This is a genomic window from Dermacoccus sp. PE3 (assembly GCF_001021715.1).
GTDB lineage: Bacteria > Actinomycetota > Actinomycetes > Actinomycetales > Dermatophilaceae > Dermacoccus > Dermacoccus abyssi.
This window is the reverse complement of sequence record NZ_LDCM01000002.1, coordinates 474,232-491,240: the sequence shown is the minus strand read 5'-3', so window position 1 is coordinate 491,240 and position 17,009 is coordinate 474,232. Positions and strand designations below refer to the sequence as shown.

The following is a 17,009-nucleotide window of genomic DNA, read 5'->3' as shown; positions in this document are numbered from 1 at the left end:
TGAAACGCTGGGCGCATGCGTGCGATCCGTCAGTCCAAGAAGCTTCAGAACGTGCGTTACGACGTGCGCGGTCCGATCCTCGAAGAGGCCCAGCGCCTCGAGGCCGAGGGCCACAAGATCCTCAAGCTGAACATCGGCAACACCGCCCCGTTCGGCTTCGAGGCACCTGAGGCAATCCTGGCCGACATGAAGCACCACCTGCACCACGCGCAGGGCTACAGCGACAGCCGCGGCATCTACTCGGCGCGCACCGCCGTCGCGCAGTACTACCAGAGCCGCGGCCTGCGCGAGACGCTCGTCGATGACGTCTTCATCGGCAACGGCGTCTCGGAGCTCATCAGCATGGTGCTGCAGGCCTTCGTCGACGACGGTAACGAGATCCTCGTTCCCGCCCCCGACTACCCCCTGTGGACGGGTGCCGTGACGCTCACCGGCGGCAAGGCCGTGCACTACCTGTGCGACGAGGAGAACGGGTGGAACCCGGACCTTGCGGACATCGAGAGCAAGATCACCGAGAACACGCACGCCATCGTCATCATCAACCCGAACAACCCCACGGGCGCCGTGTACTCCGAGGACGTCGTCAAGGGCCTCGTCGACATCGCACGCCGCCACAACCTCGTCGTCATGGCCGACGAGATCTACGAGAAGATCCTCTTCGAGGACGCGGTGCACCACCACGCCGCCACCTACGCAGGTGACGACGTGCTGTGCCTGACCTTCAGCGGCCTGTCCAAGGCCTACCGGGTGTGCGGTTACCGTGCCGGCTGGGTCATGATCTCCGGCCCCAAGCACCTCGCGGCCGATTTCCTCGAGGGGCTCACCCTCCTCGCCAACATGCGCATGTGCGCCAACGTCCCTGCCCAGCACGCCATCCAGACTGCCCTCGGCGGCTACCAGTCGATCCAGGAGCTCATCGGTCCGGAAGGTCGCTTCTACGAGCAGTCGATGCTGGCGTGGCGCATGCTCAACGACATCCCGGGTGTCAGCTGCGTCAAACCGATGGGCTCGCTCTACACGTTCCCGAAGCTCGACCCAGAGGTCTACCCCATCGAGAACGACCAGGACTTCGTCATCGACCTGTTGCGCGCGAAGAAGATCCTCGTGACGCACGGAACCGGGTTCAACTGGGTCAAGCCAGACCACTTCCGGCTCGTCACGCTGCCCGACGTCGACATGCTCGAAGAGGCCATCGGACGTATCGGGGACTTCCTCGAGGATTACCGCTCCTGATGCCCTGGTGCGGGTCGAACCTCGGCCCCTGAGCATGAACGAAGCCCCATCGCTTTCTCGGCAATGGGGCTTCGTTCGTTCTCCGTCACACGGTGAGGATCAGTCCTCGAACGCCTCGGGCGGCGGGCACGAGCACACGAGGTTACGGTCGCCGTACGCACCGTCGATGCGACGAACCGGCGCCCAGTACTTCGCGCGCGGGTCGGTGCTGCCCGGGTAGACGGCCTCGCGACGTTCGTAGGGGTGGTCCCATTCGCTCGTCAGGGACAGCGCGGTGTGCGGTGCGTGACGCAGGGCCGAGTCCTCGGCCGCGACCTTGCCGTCGATGACGTCCTGGATCTCGGCGCGGATGGCGAGCATCGCCTCGACGAAGCGGTCGAGTTCCTCGAGCGACTCCGACTCCGTCGGCTCGACCATGAGTGTGCCCGCGACGGGGAAGCTCATCGTCGGGGCGTGGAAGCCGTAGTCGATGAGGCGCTTCGCGACGTCGTCGACCGTGACGCCGGATTCCTTCGTCAGGGCGCGCAGGTCGAGAATGCACTCGTGCGCGACGAGACCGTCGGTGCCCGCGTAGAGCACCGGGTAGGCCTCACGCAGACGTGCGGCGACGTAGTTGGCGTTGACGACGGCGAACTGCGTCGCGCGCGTCAGACCCGCGCCACCCATGAGGCGAACGTATGCCCACGAGATCGGCAGGATGCTCGCCGAACCGAACGGCGCCGCTGAGATCGGACCGACGCCGGTGGCCGGGCCAGCCTCCGCGAACAGCGGGTGGTTCGGCAGGTGCGGTGCGAGGTGCTCGCGCACTGCGACCGGGCCGACGCCGGGGCCACCGCCGCCGTGCGGGATGCAGAACGTCTTGTGCAGGTTGAGGTGCGAGACGTCGCCGCCGAACTTGCCCGGCTGGGCGAGGCCGACCATCGCGTTGAGGTTGGCGCCGTCGACGTAGACCTGGCCGCCGGCCTCGTGCACGAGCGAGCAGATCTCGCTGATCGTGTCCTCGAAGACCCCGTGCGTCGAGGGGTACGTCACCATGATCGCGGCGAGGTTCTCGCCGTGCTCCTTGAGCTTGCCCTTGAAGTCCTCGAGGTCGACCTCACCGGAAGCCGCCGTCTTGACGACGACCACCTTGAGGCCGGCCATGACGGCGGACGCCGCGTTGGTGCCGTGCGCCGAGGCGGGGATGAGGCAGATGTTGCGGTGTCCCTCGCCGTTGGCCTGGTGGTAGGCGTGGATGGCGAGAAGGCCGGCGAGCTCACCCTGGGAGCCGGCGTTCGGCTGCAGCGAGATGTCGTCGTAGCCGGTGATGTCGCACAGCCACTGCTCAAGGTCGGTGATGAGCTCGCGGATGCCCTCGTTCTGGTTCGCCGGAGCGAACGGGTGAAGGTTTGCGAACTCGGGCCACGTGATGGATTCCATCTCCGTCGTGGCGTTGAGCTTCATCGTGCACGAGCCGAGCGGAATCATGCCGCGGTCGAGCGCGTAGTCGCGATCGGCCAGACGACGCAGGTAACGCAGCATGGCCGTCTCGCTGTGGTGGCTGTTGAAGACGGGGTGGGTGAGGTACTCGTCCTCACGCACGAGCGCCTTCGGCAGAGCCGACGCCTCGCCCGCCTCGCGGGTGCGGAAGCCCCACGCGGCGCCGAGGGCGTCGATCTCGCCCTGCGTCGTCGTCTCGTCGAGGCTGATCAGGACGGTGTCCTCGTCGGCCTTCCAGACGTTGACCTCGTGCTCGAGCGCAGAGTCGACGAGCGCCTGCGCGCGTCCCTCGCTGCGGACTGCGAGCGTGTCGAAGAAGGTGTCGTGGACGACCTCCAGGCCGGCCTTCGGCAGCGCAGCGGCGACGACACGCGCCTTCGCGTGAACGTCCTCGGCGATCTTCGCGAGCCCCTGCGGGCCGTGATAGACGGCGTACATCGACACCATGACGGCGAGCAGCACCTGCGCGGTGCAGATGTTCGACGTCGCCTTCTCACGGCGGATGTGCTGCTCACGCGTCTGCAACGCGAGGCGGTAGGCCTGGTGGCCGTCGGCGTCGAGCGAGACACCGACGAGGCGCCCCGGCATGTTGCGCTCGAGACCGGCGCGCACCGACATGTAACCGGCGTGCGGGCCGCCGAAGCCCATCGGAACACCGAAACGCTGCGAGGTACCCACTGCGACGTCCGCACCCCACGAGCCGGGCGACGCGATGAGCGTCAGGGCGAGCAGGTCAGCGGCAGCCGTGACGAGCGCACCGTGCTCGTGGGCGGCCTCGGTGAGCGCCTTCCAGTCGACGATCTGACCGTCGGCGCTCGGGTACTGCACGATGACACCGAAGACGGACTTGCCACCCGCAGCTTCGACGAGCGCGTCCGCGTCCTTGACGTCGCGCAGGTCGGCGACGACGACCTCGATGCCGAGCGGCGTGGCACGCGTCTGCGTCACGGCGATGCTCTGCGGCATGACCTGCTCGTCGACGACGAGCACGGCGTCCTTGGCCGACTTGCTCGCACGGCGCATGAGCGTCATGGCCTCGGCGACGGCGGTGGCCTCGTCGAGCAGCGACGAACCGGCGGTCGTGAGACCCGTGAGGTCGGTGACGACGGTCTGGAAGTTGAGCAGCGCCTCGAGGCGACCCTGGGAGATCTCCGGCTGGTAGGGCGTGTAGGCCGTGTACCAGGCCGGGTTCTCGAGAATGTTGCGGCGAATGACGCCCGGCGTGTGCGTGCCGTAGTAGCCGAGGCCGATCATCGACGTCAGGACGCGGTTGCGGGAAGCCTTCTCACGCAACTCGGCGAGCACCTCGGCCTCTGAACCGGCGGCCTCGAGGGCGAGCGGCTCCTTCTGGGCGATGGCTTGAGGAACGGCGCGGGCCACGAGGTCGGCGACGTCGCTCGCGCCGATCGTGGAGAGCATGTGCTCGAGGTCGGAGTCGCCCGGGCCGATGTGGCGGGCGACGAAGGGGGCGAACGAATCGCTTGTCATGGGTGACTCCCTGACGCGTGTCGGTGGGCGACGGCCGACGGTCTGGTCGGCTGCTCCCCCTCTGTCACGCACGACGGCGCTTCAGAGTTGCTTCACCCGATGGTCCACTTCGCCTGAGAGGTTGCGGGGAGGCTTGCCCCTTCGGCGCCCCGGCTCGCGGCCGGAGTCTCTCCCACCGGATTCGACAGCGAGCACAACAGTACCCGACACCGCCGTTGCGGTGTCGGGTACGAGAAGGCTGGTGGAAGCGGTTCAGCCGGCGCGCTTCGCGGCGCGGCGCTTGCGCAGTTCGTCGCCCGGGTGCACGGCGATCTCGGTGGCGTCGGGACGCTCACCGGGGAGTTCTGCAAGGGTGCCTTCGACCTCGGCCCAGACGCTTCCGAGTGCGATACCGAACACGCCCTGGCCGCCGCGCAGAAGGTCGATGACCTGGTCGTCGCTCGTGCACTCGTAGACCGACGCCCCGTCGGACATGAGCGTGATGCCCGCGAGCTCCTTGACGCCGTGGTCGCGCAGCGCGGCCACCGCGACGCGGATCTGCTGGAGCGAGACACCGGCGTCGAGCAGGCGCTTGATGACCTTGAGGACGAGGACGTCGCGGAAGGAGTACAGGCGCTGGTGGCCGGAACCGCTGACGTTGCGCACCGACGGTTCGAGCAGGCCGGTGCGGGCCCAGTAGTCGAGCTGGCGGTATGTCACACCGGCAGCGCGGCAGGCAGCCGGGCCGCGATAGCCGAGCATCGCGTCGTCGATCTCGACCTCGCGCGTGACATCGGCGTCGATCGGCGCGGGAGCCTCGGAGTGAGACTCGGGCGCTTTGCCGGTGGAAACCACGGCGACCTCCTGGAAGAAACAAGGCGTGAGCACGTTGACCCGCGCCCTCTTGACTCCTCAAAGGTAGAGCCGATTCAGGGTCCGATCAATGACAGCGCGCACGACACGCCGAATAAAATTCCCGAAATTTCGCGGATCACGACTCGATCACAAACACTAAAGATACACTTAACGCTTAGTTCTTTCGAATCATTCGGGGGTCAACCAACACTTCACTCTTCGGGTTCTTCAAAGTCCTCTGCGCTGACGTGGTCAAGGAATTCGCGGAACTTCTCGACCTCTTCCTCCTGCTCGTCGGCGACCTGAACGCCCACTTCGTCCACGATGGCGTCCGCGACGAAGATGTCCACAGAAGCGCGCATCGCGAGAGCGACGGCGTCGCTGGCGCGGGAATCGACGCGCCCACCGTCGTCGAAGACGAGGCTTGCTTCGTAGACGTCGTCGCGTAGCGCCGTGATCTCGACACGTTCCAGCGAACGGCCCGCCGCGCCCGCAACGTCGAGGACGAGATCGTGCGTGAGGGGCCGCGGGGAATCAACACCCTCGGCGAACAACGCGATCATCGAGGCCTCGGGCGAGCCGATCCAGATGGGTACGTGCGTCACTCCACCTTCGATACGCAGAAGGAGGACGGGGCTGGTCGTCGGCAACTCGACTCGGATGCCGGAAACTTCGGCGCGCTTCACATGTCCACGCTACCGCGCAGCCGCGACCGGGAGCGACCTGCGGAACACGTCGGGTGCCACCGACCGGCGACACCTGCAACGTCAGTGACGCAGGCCGGCCTTCACGAGGGCCACGTGCAACGCGAGGCAGCGCTGAGCGATGACGGCGCGCTGCGACTCGTCACGCAGTGGAACCTGCTCGACAAGACCGATCTCGCGGTCTGCCGCCAGGCGGAAAGGACGCAGATGACGGCCCTGAACACCGAACTCGGCGAGTGCGGCCGCAGCCGTCGCCACGGCGAGAGCCTCACCGTCGAAGTGCCCGTCCGCGCCGGGGCGCACGAGACCGAACGTTTCGAGCTCGGCGATGAGGGCGTCCGTGCCGCCGGCCCCACGAGCAAGTTCTTCGCGGGTGAGCGAGAGTGTCTCGTTCGCATCCGCGGCGAGCGTCTCGACATCAGGCACGTCGGGGTCGGCCGTCGGCGTCGGAACGCTGGGAACGGCGCTGACGAAGTCGGCGTCCTGCGGGGTGAGGCCACGGTCGTAGGCGTCGAGCGCCTCACGGATGACCTTAAGGGGCCAGAAGCGATCGCGCTGGGCCCGCAGGACGAAGCGCAGACGCTCGACGTCCTCGTCGCTGTAGCGGCGATACCCGGAGTCGGAGCGTTTCGGGGAGACCAGACCTTGGGCGTCGAGGAAACGAACCTTCGAGACCGACAGGTCGGGGAACTCCTCGCGCAGGGTCTTGAGAACCGCGCTGATCGTCAGGCCGTGCTGTGCCATGGAGCGGAAGCGCCTCAGCTCTGCTCGGGTGCGGAGTGTGCGGCGGCGTAGTACGTGAGTCGGTACTTGCCGATCATCACCTCGGCGCCGGTGACGAGCGGCAGATTGTCGACGAGCTTGCGGTCGACGTAGGTGCCGTTGAGCGATCCGATGTCCTGCACGCTGTAGCCGTTGCCGGAGCGAACGAAGATGGCGTGACGGCGCGAGACCGTGATGTCGTCGAGGAAGATGTCGCTCTTCGGATGACGCCCAGCGCTGACCTCGTCTGCGTCGAGCAGGAATCGCGCACCGGAGTTGGGTCCGCTCAGCGCGATGAGCAGCGCGGTGTTCGGGCGCAGCGCCTCGACCATCGCCTGGTCGGCCGGCGAGAGCACACGGGGTGCCTCGTGCGACAGCTCACGCGGCTCCCAACCAGCTTCGCCGGGCACGCCGATCGTCGTGGCATCACCGGAATAGCCGTTGTACTCGTCAGCCATGGTGTACCCCATCCCCTGCGCCTTGCGGCGCCGTGTCGTGAGCGGCTCGTCCGCACGGGGCGAGCCGTTCGATGTGGTGGTCAGACTACCGTCACCCGACGGAACCGAGGAACCGCCGGGTGACGAGAAGACTTACAGGACGTGTCAGTCGAGCGAGCCGGTGTAGGCGTCGGCGTCCATGAGGCCGTCGATCGCAGAGGCATCGCTGGGGCGGATCTCGAACATCCAGCCGGAGCCGTACGGGTCGGAGTTGACCGTGCCGGGCTCGGCGTCGAGCGTGTCGTTGACGGCGACGACCTCACCGTCGAGCGGCGAGTACAGGTCGCTGACGGACTTCGTCGACTCGACCTCGCCGCAGGATTCGCCCGCCGTGACGGAGTCACCGACGGACGGGAGGCTGACGTACACGACGTCGCCGAGGGCGTCCTGGGCGTACGCCGTGATGCCGACGCGAACGACGCCCTCGCCCTTGTCTGCGACCCACTCGTGGTCTTCGGTGTAACGAAGGTCGGCCGGGTACTGCAACTCGCTCATGGTTCTCCTCGAGTCGGTCGGTGAGCAGGCGTCTGGTCAGTCTCTTCGGTGCAGCGAGGTGATCTGCATCGAGGTTTCCTCGGAGACCTTAACGCGAGCGCCTGCTTGTGTCAGCGTATCGGTCACACCGCCCGGAATGGCCATCGCGGTGCTCATGGTGTGCGGATCGCCGATGGCGCTGATCGTGAACTTCTCCGGCAGGCTTCGGCCTTCGACGCTCGGGCGGCCGTCCACGTCGGTGAACCAGGACGACGCGACGATGCGGTTGCCACCGACATCGATGGACTCGGCGCCGGCGTCGCGTAGCTCCTGGACGGCGTCGAGGATGTTGGCCGCTGTGACGTCGCCGCCGGCGGAATCGACCTCGATGATGATGCCGGGGCCCTTCACCTGCACCGTTCCGTTGAGGATGGCGAGTTGGTCGAGACGCTTCTGCGCGTCGGCCACGGCTGCCCGGTCTCCGCCGCGAGCGAGCTGTTCCTTGCTCGTCGTGAGGTCGTCGAATTCCTTCTCCAGGCGCGCGGACTGGTCGTTGACGTTGCCCAGGAGCGCCACGAGGTCGGCCTGCGAGAGGTTGTCGAGGCCGGACTTCTCGTTCTGCTGCACCTGCGTCATGACAGCGAAGCCGAGGCCCAGGGCGAGCACCGCCGCCGTCAGACCGCCCGCGAGGGAACGCGGACCTCCGAAGGCGTAGCGTCGCCAGGGTTGGGCGGGAGCCTCGTGCCCGTCATCGGGCGTCGCGTCGGACTGCTCAGCCGAGGTCGCGATCGACGGGGAGGTCTCGGCGCCTTCCTCAGGAACGTGCTTCTCCCCCGGCAACGCCGCGTCCTCGGCCGGCTCCGACGACGCCTCAGCGGGGTCGATTTCGGTCGGTGCGTCGAGGTCTGGCGCCTCGGGCGTCTTCTTCTGCTTCTTGCTCATGCCTTGAACACGTGTCGGCGGATCGAAGCGACGTTGGTGAAGATGCGCAGGCCGAGCACGACCACGACGCCGGTGGACAGCTGGTTACCGACACCCAGTTGGTCGCCGAGGAACACGATGAACGCGGCGACGACGACGTTCGACAGGAACGAGACGACGAAAACCTTGTCGTCGAACAATCCGTCGAGGGCTGCACGGATACCGCCGAACAGCGCATCGAGCGCGGCGATGACGGCGATCGGCAGGTACGGCTGCATCCACAACGGAACGTCGGGGTGCAGCCACAGGCCGAGCACGAGGCCGATCACGAGGCCGATGGCGGGAATCACGTCAGCTCCTAACGAGGGGAAGGGCGAAGTCAGCGCACCGGCTGAGCGTGGGCGATACGGATGGTTCCTTGCGCAGGCACCGTGACGTTGCCACGGGAGGTGGAGATGGTGAAATCCGACTTCCGCAGCGACGTGAGGTAGTCCCCCGAGAACCCGCTCTCGAACTTGTTCTGCATGTCGCTCGGACCGATCGCGGTGACGGTGTACGGCGTCGCGAGCGGACGGTAGTTGACGAGGATGGCCGAGCCGGCGAAGCGCACCGCGCTGAGTGATGTGATGCGCTGACCGTTGACGCTGACGGCGGTCGCCCCCGAGGACCACAGACCGTTGATGACGTGCTGCAGATCGCTCGAGGTGAGAGCGTTCTCGTCCTCACCGGTGCGCGGATCGCTGTCGGCTGCGTCGGGCTCGGCGTCCTCGGGGTTCTCGATGACGACGGTGAGCCCGGGCCCGCTGACGGCGGCCGCTCCAGCGGTGCGCTCACCGGCCGTGAGGTCGGCGCTCAGGTTCGAGCGCTCCTGGCGGGTCAACGCTGACGAACGGTTCGAGTCCAGTTCCGTGCGTAGTGCCTCCACCTCGGCGGCGGAGTCGTCGTTCGCCTTCTGTTTCGCCTCGACCTGTTCCACGAGTTGCGCGTGACGATCGGCTTGCACCGAATCCGGCACTCGCAGGGCATGGGCCGCCGCGCCGAGAAGGAAGCCGAGGGCGATGACCATCACGACGAGCAGCGGCGAACGGCCCGGACGACGAACCAGCCCCTCACCCATTGCCTCGCGCTTGCGGGCCACGTCTTCGTAGAGGGGGTCGATCGGCCGCTTCATGGCGTCGAAGATGAGCGCCATGCTCGCGGCCGGGTCCTGGACACGTACCTCGCGCGTCGTTCCCGGCGAGCGCGGCTTGCGTCGGATGAGTCGGTGCGGTGCCATCACACCGCCCGCGCGCGAACGGCCTTCAGCATCTCGCGCACCTGGACGGCGTACAGCAGGCCGGCGAGCCAGTACAGGCACACGCCCCACAGGACGAAGGCCCAGGCGGCCGGGCGCGCCAGGTCACCGGCAGCGCCCTCGATCTCGGCGAGCAGGAGAAGGGGGAAGGCGTACAGAAGGTTGAAGGTGGCCGCCTTGCCGATGAAGTGCACCGGCGGCAGCGGCAGGTTGTGCCGGCGGACGGTGGGCGCCATCGTGAGGATGAAGACTTCGCGCAGAACCAGGGCGAGCACCACCCACATCGGCAGGATTCCACGCATCGCGAGGCAGACGATCGTCGCGACGATGTAGAGCCGGTCAGCCATCGGGTCGAGGATGGCTCCGAGACGCGACTGCATGTCGAACTTGCGGGCGATCTTGCCATCGAGGTAATCGGTGAACCCCGCCACCATGAGGACGACGAGGGCCGTCTTGTCCCACTCCGAAAGGATCAGCCAGACGAACGCCGGAACACCGACGAGCCGCAGGAAGGACAGCACGTTCGGCACCGTCCAGATGCGGCTCGAAAGCTCCGGTTCAGCGGTCGTCACAGGCCAAGACTAGGCGATGGCCCCGCGCGGCGCGCACCTACCGTCGAGCCCGCGGCCCCTAACATGGAGCCGTACTGCACCGACCCCGAGGAGCTCATGTCCGCCGCACGCAACACCCTGTTCACCGCGCTCGCCTGCCTGAGCGTGGCCGCCGCCTCCCTGACGGCGCCGGCGTCCGCGCAATCACCCGCTGAGGCTTCTGCCCCCGCGAGCGCCGCGACGACGACCGCCACCGGCCTGCGGGCCGCGTCGAACGCCCTGTACGAGAACTGGGCCGGCTACCAGGTTGCGGCGAAGAACCCGACGCAGGCCCGGGGTTCGTGGACGGTACCGAAGGCGTCGTGGCCCGGACGTGACGGCTACTCGAACATGTGGGTGGGCCTCGGCGGCGGAAACCGTGCACAGGGCCAGCTCATTCAGGCCGGAACGGAGCACGACTCGAAGTGTGTCGCCCTCAGGGCGGGCAAGTGCTCGAAGTGGAAGAACGACTACTACCTGTGGGTCGAGACGTTCCCTCAGCGCTCGCAGGAACGCATCACGAATCTGCCCGTCTCTCCCGGTGACCCTGTCCGGGTCGCGGTGCGCTGGTCGGCGCGGGACAGCCGTGCCTACTTCACGCTGTGCAACGAGCGCCTCCAGCGCTGTGTCGTGGCCTCCCGCGCCACGAGCACGCCGAAGGGCGTTGCCGAGTTCGTGCTCGAACGCCCGAGCCGCGCCGACGGACGCCCGCTCGCCCTCGCGAACACGGGCACGGTCTCGTTCCGTCAGCTCAGCGTCACCGATGCCTCGGGCACGCGGGTGCCGAAGAAGATGGCCAACACGCGCATCTCGATGTTCAACGGCAACCTGCTCGCATCGCCGGGCGCGTGGTCGGCGAGCGGCAACGGCTTCCCGGTGACGTTCAAGCGCGCGGCCTGACGCTGCCGGTTCAGCCCGCCTGGGGTTCGATCCGGCGGATGGTGTCGTCGCCGTCGTCCGCGCGGACCGCCGAGGGCTTGAGCAGTTGCTGGAGCCGCAGCGGGAACTTCATGGCGACGAGCAGGATGACGATGCCCGTGAACGACGCGGAGAGCACGATGATCGCTCGACCGAGCGACATCGTCTCCGCGAGCGCGGCTCCGACGACGGGCGACACGGCTCCACCGAGCGCGCCGACGTTGTAGGTGAAGCCGAGCGCTGCAGCGCGCTTCTCGATGGAGAACCAGCTCACCATCCACTTGGGCACGAGGCCGCCGACGCCGGCGCCGAAGCACTGCTGGACGAACAGCAGGAACCCGATGAGGAGCGCGTGGTCCGAGGTCAGCGTGAAGATCGGCCACAGCAAGGGTAGGGAAATGAGCAGGCTGCCCCAGTAGGCACGGGTGGTGCCGAAACGGTCTCCGGTGAAACCGGCCAGGATCGCACCGAAAGCCGTACCGAATCCGCTCCAGAAGAGGATGTCGCTGACTTCTCCGGGCGAGAGACCGAGGTCGGTCTTGAGGTAGGTCGGCAGCAGGGCCGTGACGGGCCAGGCGAAGAAGAACACGGTGAAGACCACGACCGTCACGGCAACGGCGGTGGGCCAGCGCAGAGGCTCGAACTGCACGAGGAACCAGACGAAGACTGCCGTGATGAAGACGGACATTGGGGTGATGATCGCTGCGCCGTGGACGTAACCGCCGAAGATGGCGAGGAGAATCGCGAACGTCGCCAGGGTGAGGAGGACGTTGAGAATGCGGTGCGGGCCGCGGTACAGCGTCGTGAACATGTCGGGCGTTGCGTCCACCCGACCGGAGTCCTTCGCCCGACGGAAGTCCTCCGGTTCGGGCAGACCACGGCGCAGCCAGAGGGCGAGCACGATCGGCACGAGACCGATGGCGAACAGCGCTCGCCAGCCCCACGCGGGCACGACGAAGCGGTAGACCTGAGCGACCAGCACTCCACCGATGGAAAAGCCGCTGATGAGGAAGGCGCTGGCCTTGTTACGCAGGTGCTGCGGCCACGACTCGATGACGTAGGTGGCGCTCGCGGAATACTCCCCCGCCATGCCGAAGCCGATGAGAAGGCGTGCGGCGAACATCATGACGTAGCCGGTGGAGACGGCACACAACAGTGAACCGAGGGAGAACGTGACGATGGCGAGCACCATGGCGTCACGGCGTCCGAGGGTGTCGGCGATGGCGCCGAGCACGAGACCTCCGAACCAGCGGGAGACGAACGCCGCGCTGATGAGGGTGGCGGCCTGGACGCCGTTGAGGTCGAAGTCGTCGGCCACCTCGGTGAGGACGAGCGTGATGATGACGAAGTCGAAACCGTCGAGCAGGTACCCGAGCCACGCGGCCCAGAAGGACTTCCACTGCGTCGGGCTGACCTCGCGATACCAGGGCACGATGGCCGCGTTCATGTGTGCCTCCTCACCCGGTTCTGCTGCTCAACCTTCTCCGGCACCTTATAGAGATTCGATGCGCCGCAGGCTGAATTCGCTCTGGGCACGGTGCCGGCCGAGCGTTAGGCTCGAAGCATGAACGGCATCGAGGTACTCAAGGATCTGGCGGGACGAGCCGCGGAGGTGGCGGGTTCCCTGCGGGACGTTCCGGCCGAGCGACTCAACGCTCACCCGGGGCACGACAACTCGATCGCGTGGCTGTTGTGGCATGCAGCTCGAGAGATCGACGTGCAGGTCGCGCAGCTCTCGGGCGAACAACAGGAGTGGACGCGAGGGGGCTGGGCGGAGAAACTCGGAGTCGATCGCGGTGAGGACGCGATGGGGTACGGCGACTCCCCCGAGCAGACGCGAGCCCTCGTGGTGAACGACGCGAACGCCCTGGTCGATCACCTCGAGGCCGTGACGGCGGCGCACGTGGCCTACCTCGACACCCTGACGGACGCGGACCTCGACGACGTCGTCGACGAGAACTGGGATCCGCCGGTCACCCGCGGCGCCCGCCTGGTGAGCGTCAGCGAGGACGCGCTGCAGCACGTCGGCCAGGCGAGCTACCTTGCAGGCATGAAGGATTCCGCCTTCCAGTGAGCCGCCTTTCGACGCGACGCCCGGTCGTCAGCGCACGGATCGTCGAAACATGACCATCAGCAGCCAGGACAGCGACGACTACTTCGGTCGCTACGCGGCGGCGCTCACGAATTTCGACGCCGGGGCCTCAGCGGACCTGTGGGCGACACCGGGCACGATCGTGGACGATCGGTTCTCCGGCGTCCTCGACTCCCGGGACGCGATGGTGTCAGGGTCGAGCAGTCCTATCCGGTCTACAAACAGCTCGGTCTCGCATCGCTGGGGTACGAGATCGTCGACGAGCGCCCTTTCAGTGACCTCCTCGTCCTCGTCGCTGTCCGCTGGACGTTCCTCGACGCGAACGGGGACACCCTCACGGACAGCAACCCCTCCTACCTCCTGCGTCGCGAGGATTCCGGTCTGCGGGCGACCGTGTGCATCCAGACCGACGACATGGAGAAGCTGCAGGCGCTCGCCGAAAGCCGCGGCGTGGATCTCGCGTCCCGCAGCGAGCAACTCTCACCGCGTCCTGCGAAACGAGCACGAAAAAGCGGGAGGGATCGCACGATGCGATCCCTCCCGCTGGTCTGTCGGGCTGACAGGATTTGAACCTGCGACCCCTTGACCCCCAGGCGTCAGGATGGCTTCGCCGAGGCTGAGATCCGCGTGATTCCGGGGTTCGGATCATGCAGAGCACGTCACGAGATGCTTGGTTTGCATGATTCTGGTCCCCTTCTGGTCCCCCGCAGTCCCTACTGCTGGGACCCTGAGGTCACCGAGCAAGGCTGCATCGGCAGGGCAGGTCCAGCCGCTGCTCGAATGCTGAACCGTTTAGGGACCGTGCCAGCGGCATGTGCGATAATCACACACATGGACACGGCATCGCTCGGACGACGGGTTGCACAAGCTCGCGAGGACGCAGGAATGACTCAGGATGGGCTGGGCCGGGCCGTCGAGTTGGACCGCTCAGCGATCTCCCGTCTTGAGAAGGGCGATCGGAAACTGAACGTCCCCGAGCTAGTGCAGATCGCTGCAGTCCTCGGCCGCCCTCTTTCCTACTTCGTCGCGGAGCCAGTTCCCGCAGTTGTCAGCCGCCGAAGCGACACCACACATGCCCATGCGACCACGCGGCAGCTAGACGTGGAGCTTGAGCAGTTTTCTTCAGACGTTCGAGGTCTCGTGGGACGCGGTCTGTTGCCGGCGCCAGAGAGGGTCGTCCGCCGCGCTCCCCGGGACCATGCCGAGGCAGAGAGCACTGCCGCCTCGATTCGGGCACAAGCGTCGCTTGGCTCCGGGCCGATCGCCGATCTCGGCCAAACTTGCGAAGCCTTGGGTATGTATACGTTCTCGGCGTCCCTCGGGGAGCAAGGTGCCGACGGGGGCTGTGTCGAAGTCGAAGGCGATGCGGGCACAGTGGGTGCCACCGTACTAAATGGCGATGTGCCAGCTGGACGACGACGCATGACGCTGGCACACGAACTCGGACACTGGCTCTTCGGCGATGCATACGACTCAGAGGCGTCGATCAGTAGCGAACGCATGATCAACTCCTTTGCGATTCACTTTCTTGCTCCCCGAGCGGGCGTAATGCGCGTCTGGGACGAACATCACTCATGGGCGCCTCGTGATCGAGCGTTAGCGGTCGGGGCCATGTTCCGACTGAGTTGGTCAGCGACCATCAGTCAGCTACGAAACCTTGAGTTGATTGCTTATGGACAGCATCGTTCCCTCAGCGAGAACGAGCCAAGCTATGGAGACTATCTCAGGCTGGGCCTTACCTGGATTGATGAGTTCAGCGCTCCATATCTATCCCCATCGTTCACAACTGCGATACTCAACCAATACGCAGCTGGACGACTCACGAGTGCGCGCTCTCTAGAACTATTGCGCGGGACGCTTGCGGCAGATCAACTTCCTAAACGCAATGTCTCAATGGAGGATCTCCATCGGTCATTCGTAGGTCACGATGACTGATCATCCCCAGTGGGTGATCGACACCAGCGCATACACTCACCTATGCCGGGCTGGCCACAGCGATCTTCTCGAAGAGCTCGCGCCTGGCGGTGTCATCCTCGTCCCAACTGATGTAAACACGGAAATCGAGAACGGTCGCACGGGCTATTCAGACATTCACGCAGTCGCCGCTGTCGCCTGGGCCGAGTTGGCCGTGCTCACCGAAGACGAAGAATGGACAAAGCTCCTGGTAAAGGCCGATCTCGGCGGCGGGCCGTACGAGCACCTCGGCGAGTGCGCAGTCATAGCTTGCGCGCAACACCGTAGCCTCATTGCGGTCCTGGATGAGCGCGAGGCCGTCGCACAAGCCGACGCTCGCGAGGTCCAAAGTATCGACACTCTTTGGATCGTCGTCGAAGCGTACAAGACCGTCCTCGGCCGCGACCGGAGTCTCGTCTCAAAGATTGTTGACGATTTGCTCGCCACAGGAATGTACCTACCGATCGAATCCGGTGAAAGCCTGTTCACCTGGGCGTACGAGCAAGAACTACTTCCGTAGATAGCCACGGAGGAAGAGCGTAGGTTCCCCGCTCTTGCGCGCCGCGGCCGAGGATGCGATTGAGGACTCTCACTGGCTACCGCCTATGTCCGGACAAGGCGGTGGATGAACTTGACCGCCTTCTCGACGCGCTCCTTGAGCACGACGAGCTCAGTCATCGCGAAGCGGCCCGGCGCGCCGTGAGTTCCATGGTTGAAGTCGTCAAACAGGGCAATGACGCCGTCGATGTCAGCGTCAACGAACTCGACCATCTCGGTGAGCGCGTTTCCGCTGCGGTCGAGGCAGTAGTGGATCTTCGCTCGGCGCGAGACGCCGCCGTTCGGCGTCTTGACGTAGTTTGTGTCTGCGGCGATCACCGCAGCATCGGGCGCCTCAGCATCCAGGATCGAGGTAAGCATCTCACGAGCGCTGGTGCAGAAGTGCCGAGCCGCGTCAGCGTTGCTCGGGTTCAGCGAGAATAGGGCACCACGCCAACGACCCTGCAACTCCGGATTGATGTCCGGAAGCTCACTGGTGAGTGTGGTCGCCTGGAGTTCAGCGGACGCTTCGTCTTCGTCCGAGAGCAGACGATTCAGACTCGCGACGCTGTCGGCAGCCTCGGCCTCGGCAAGGTCGAGTGCTGCTGCTCCTGATCAGCGTCGGCGTCTACGGGTTTGTCACCGGCCCACAACAGCCCACCGATCGCGTGTCTGGTCCGGCTCCGAGCCTCAGCGCTCCGGGAGAGTCCGAGCCCAGCAGTCAGCGGCCGCCGCGGGTGCTTCCCTCGCACGACCCGGATGAGTTCGCCCGCAACGTCGCGACGGTGCTGTTCTCCTGGGATACCGGCTCCGCGCTGATGCCGCTGGACTATACCGCGGCGATCCTGGAGGTCGGGGACCCGTCCGGTCACGAGCAGGCCGGCCTCGTCTCCGACATCGGCGGCTACCTGCCCACGCGTGAGGCGTGGATCGAGCTGCGCAAGTACGCCACCATCCAGCACCTCACGATCGACAACTCTTTCGTGCCGGAGGCGTGGGATCAGGCGGTCGAGCAGGCGCAGCCCGGCCAGCTTCCGTCCGGTGCCACCGCGGTCACGATCGAGGGCACTCGTCACCGCGAGGGTGTCTGGAACGGCGAGCCGGTGACTTCGGAGCACTCGGTGGGCTTCACTGTGTTCCTGGCCTGCCCTCCGCCAGCACCGCAGTTCCGCGCCGGCCTGTGTCATGTGCTGCGCCTCTCGCAGCTCGACAACCCTCTCCGATAGCCCGGAG

At 66.2% G+C, this 17,009-nt stretch carries 19 protein-coding genes and 1 riboswitch; of the genes, 6 read left to right on the top strand and 13 right to left on the bottom strand.

What is annotated here, in order from left to right; genetic code table 11:
• The first annotated feature begins 15 nt into the window (after positions 1-15).
• Positions 16-1,233: a pyridoxal phosphate-dependent aminotransferase gene (locus AA983_RS07725; RefSeq protein WP_047311611.1), complete on the top strand. Its 1,218-nt coding sequence runs from the start codon at positions 16-18 to the stop codon at positions 1,231-1,233.
• 99 nt (positions 1,234-1,332) lie between these two features.
• Here AA983_RS07725 and gcvP read toward each other — a convergent pair whose 3' ends face one another.
• The 10 genes from gcvP to AA983_RS07675 form a co-directional block, all read right to left on the bottom strand.
• Entirely contained in the window at positions 1,333-4,200 is a 2,868-nt protein-coding gene (gene gcvP, locus AA983_RS07720; protein WP_047311610.1) for an aminomethyl-transferring glycine dehydrogenase, read from the bottom strand.
• Positions 4,201-4,290: 90 nt separating this feature from the next.
• Positions 4,291-4,385, bottom strand: a riboswitch (glycine riboswitch).
• 67 nt (positions 4,386-4,452) lie between these two features.
• The gene (locus tag AA983_RS07715; RefSeq protein WP_369798771.1) at positions 4,453-5,034 is read right to left on the bottom strand and encodes a MerR family transcriptional regulator; all 582 of its coding nucleotides are present in this window, start codon (positions 5,032-5,034) and stop codon (positions 4,453-4,455) included.
• Positions 5,035-5,246: 212 nt separating this feature from the next.
• On the bottom strand, positions 5,247-5,720 hold the full coding sequence (locus AA983_RS07710; protein WP_047311609.1) for a bifunctional nuclease family protein: 474 nt from the start codon (positions 5,718-5,720) through the stop codon (positions 5,247-5,249).
• Positions 5,721-5,801: 81 nt separating this feature from the next.
• On the bottom strand, positions 5,802-6,482 hold the full coding sequence (locus AA983_RS07705) for a MerR family transcriptional regulator (protein WP_047311608.1): 681 nt from the start codon (positions 6,480-6,482) through the stop codon (positions 5,802-5,804).
• 14 nt (positions 6,483-6,496) lie between these two features.
• The gene (locus AA983_RS07700) at positions 6,497-6,970 is read right to left on the bottom strand and encodes an FHA domain-containing protein (RefSeq protein ID WP_225910758.1); all 474 of its coding nucleotides are present in this window, start codon (positions 6,968-6,970) and stop codon (positions 6,497-6,499) included.
• A gap of 132 nt (positions 6,971-7,102) precedes the next feature.
• The gene (gcvH, locus tag AA983_RS07695) at positions 7,103-7,492 is read right to left on the bottom strand and encodes a glycine cleavage system protein GcvH (RefSeq protein WP_047311607.1); all 390 of its coding nucleotides are present in this window, start codon (positions 7,490-7,492) and stop codon (positions 7,103-7,105) included.
• Between the two features lie 36 nt (positions 7,493-7,528).
• Positions 7,529-8,413 (bottom strand): DUF881 domain-containing protein, encoded by an 885-nt coding sequence (locus AA983_RS07690; RefSeq protein ID WP_082128788.1) that lies wholly within the window; start codon positions 8,411-8,413, stop codon positions 7,529-7,531.
• A complete protein-coding gene (locus AA983_RS07685) occupies positions 8,410-8,742 on the bottom strand; it encodes a small basic family protein (RefSeq protein WP_047311606.1) in 333 nt (110 codons plus the stop codon). Before AA983_RS07685 ends, AA983_RS07690 begins: the two co-directional genes overlap by 4 nt.
• Positions 8,743-8,771: 29 nt before the next feature.
• Complete coding sequence (locus AA983_RS07680) at positions 8,772-9,668, bottom strand: DUF881 domain-containing protein (protein ID WP_047311605.1); 897 nt, start codon at positions 9,666-9,668, stop codon at positions 8,772-8,774.
• On the bottom strand, positions 9,668-10,258 hold the full coding sequence (locus AA983_RS07675; RefSeq protein WP_047311604.1) for a CDP-alcohol phosphatidyltransferase family protein: 591 nt from the start codon (positions 10,256-10,258) through the stop codon (positions 9,668-9,670). Before AA983_RS07675 ends, AA983_RS07680 begins: the two co-directional genes overlap by 1 nt.
• Before the next feature lie 63 nt (positions 10,259-10,321).
• On the opposite strand from AA983_RS07675, the gene AA983_RS07670 reads away from it, so the two are divergent.
• Positions 10,322-11,176: a G1 family glutamic endopeptidase gene (locus tag AA983_RS07670; protein WP_047311603.1), complete on the top strand. Its 855-nt coding sequence runs from the start codon at positions 10,322-10,324 to the stop codon at positions 11,174-11,176.
• A 10-nt stretch (positions 11,177-11,186) separates the two neighbouring features.
• Here AA983_RS07670 and AA983_RS07665 read toward each other — a convergent pair whose 3' ends face one another.
• Positions 11,187-12,641, bottom strand: a complete 1,455-nt coding sequence (locus AA983_RS07665) for a sialate:H+ symport family MFS transporter (RefSeq protein WP_047311602.1) — start codon at positions 12,639-12,641, stop codon at positions 11,187-11,189.
• A gap of 117 nt (positions 12,642-12,758) precedes the next feature.
• Here AA983_RS07665 and AA983_RS07660 point away from each other — a divergent pair, with 117 nt between their 5' ends.
• On the top strand, positions 12,759-13,268 hold the full coding sequence (locus tag AA983_RS07660; RefSeq protein ID WP_047311601.1) for a mycothiol transferase: 510 nt from the start codon (positions 12,759-12,761) through the stop codon (positions 13,266-13,268).
• A gap of 90 nt (positions 13,269-13,358) precedes the next feature.
• Here the strand turns inward: AA983_RS07660 and AA983_RS15485 are convergent, their stop codons facing one another.
• Positions 13,359-13,763, bottom strand: a complete 405-nt coding sequence (locus tag AA983_RS15485) for a hypothetical protein (protein ID WP_047311600.1) — start codon at positions 13,761-13,763, stop codon at positions 13,359-13,361.
• Between the two features lie 354 nt (positions 13,764-14,117).
• Here AA983_RS15485 and AA983_RS15175 point away from each other — a divergent pair, with 354 nt between their 5' ends.
• Together AA983_RS15175 and AA983_RS07650 are read left to right on the top strand one after the other, a co-directional pair.
• Positions 14,118-15,221 carry an XRE family transcriptional regulator gene (locus tag AA983_RS15175; RefSeq protein ID WP_197078983.1) on the top strand — a complete coding sequence of 368 codons (1,104 nt, stop codon included), beginning with the start codon at positions 14,118-14,120 and terminating at the stop codon, positions 15,219-15,221.
• Positions 15,222-15,234: 13 nt separating this feature from the next.
• Positions 15,235-15,759, top strand: a complete 525-nt coding sequence (locus tag AA983_RS07650; protein WP_156170289.1) for a hypothetical protein — start codon at positions 15,235-15,237, stop codon at positions 15,757-15,759.
• Between the two features lie 83 nt (positions 15,760-15,842).
• Here AA983_RS07650 and AA983_RS14800 read toward each other — a convergent pair whose 3' ends face one another.
• Entirely contained in the window at positions 15,843-16,244 is a 402-nt protein-coding gene (locus tag AA983_RS14800) for a hypothetical protein (protein WP_197078982.1), read from the bottom strand.
• Between the two features lie 131 nt (positions 16,245-16,375).
• On the opposite strand from AA983_RS14800, the gene AA983_RS07640 reads away from it, so the two are divergent.
• Positions 16,376-17,002: a hypothetical protein gene (locus AA983_RS07640; protein ID WP_047311598.1), complete on the top strand. Its 627-nt coding sequence runs from the start codon at positions 16,376-16,378 to the stop codon at positions 17,000-17,002.
• The last annotated feature ends 7 nt before the right edge of the window (positions 17,003-17,009 follow it).

Coding starts and splice junctions, on each gene's coding strand:
- AA983_RS07690 (WP_082128788.1), bottom strand. CDS start 8,413: ATGAGCAAGAAGCAGAAGAAGACGCCCGAGGCGCCAGACCTCGACGCA.
- AA983_RS07680 (WP_047311605.1), bottom strand. CDS start 9,668: ATGGCACCGCACCGACTCATCCGACGCAAGCCGCGCTCGCCGGGAACG.
- AA983_RS07670 (WP_047311603.1), top strand. CDS start 10,322: ATGGAGCCGTACTGCACCGACCCCGAGGAGCTCATGTCCGCCGCACGC.
- AA983_RS07705 (WP_047311608.1), bottom strand. CDS start 6,482: ATGGCACAGCACGGCCTGACGATCAGCGCGGTTCTCAAGACCCTGCGC.
- gcvH (WP_047311607.1), bottom strand. CDS start 7,492: ATGAGCGAGTTGCAGTACCCGGCCGACCTTCGTTACACCGAAGACCAC.
- AA983_RS07700 (WP_225910758.1), bottom strand. CDS start 6,970: ATGGGGTACACCATGGCTGACGAGTACAACGGCTATTCCGGTGATGCC.
- AA983_RS15175 (WP_197078983.1), top strand. CDS start 14,118: ATGGACACGGCATCGCTCGGACGACGGGTTGCACAAGCTCGCGAGGAC.
- gcvP (WP_047311610.1), bottom strand. CDS start 4,200: ATGACAAGCGATTCGTTCGCCCCCTTCGTCGCCCGCCACATCGGCCCG.
- AA983_RS07725 (WP_047311611.1), top strand. CDS start 16: ATGCGTGCGATCCGTCAGTCCAAGAAGCTTCAGAACGTGCGTTACGAC.
- AA983_RS07660 (WP_047311601.1), top strand. CDS start 12,759: ATGAACGGCATCGAGGTACTCAAGGATCTGGCGGGACGAGCCGCGGAG.
- AA983_RS07665 (WP_047311602.1), bottom strand. CDS start 12,641: ATGAACGCGGCCATCGTGCCCTGGTATCGCGAGGTCAGCCCGACGCAG.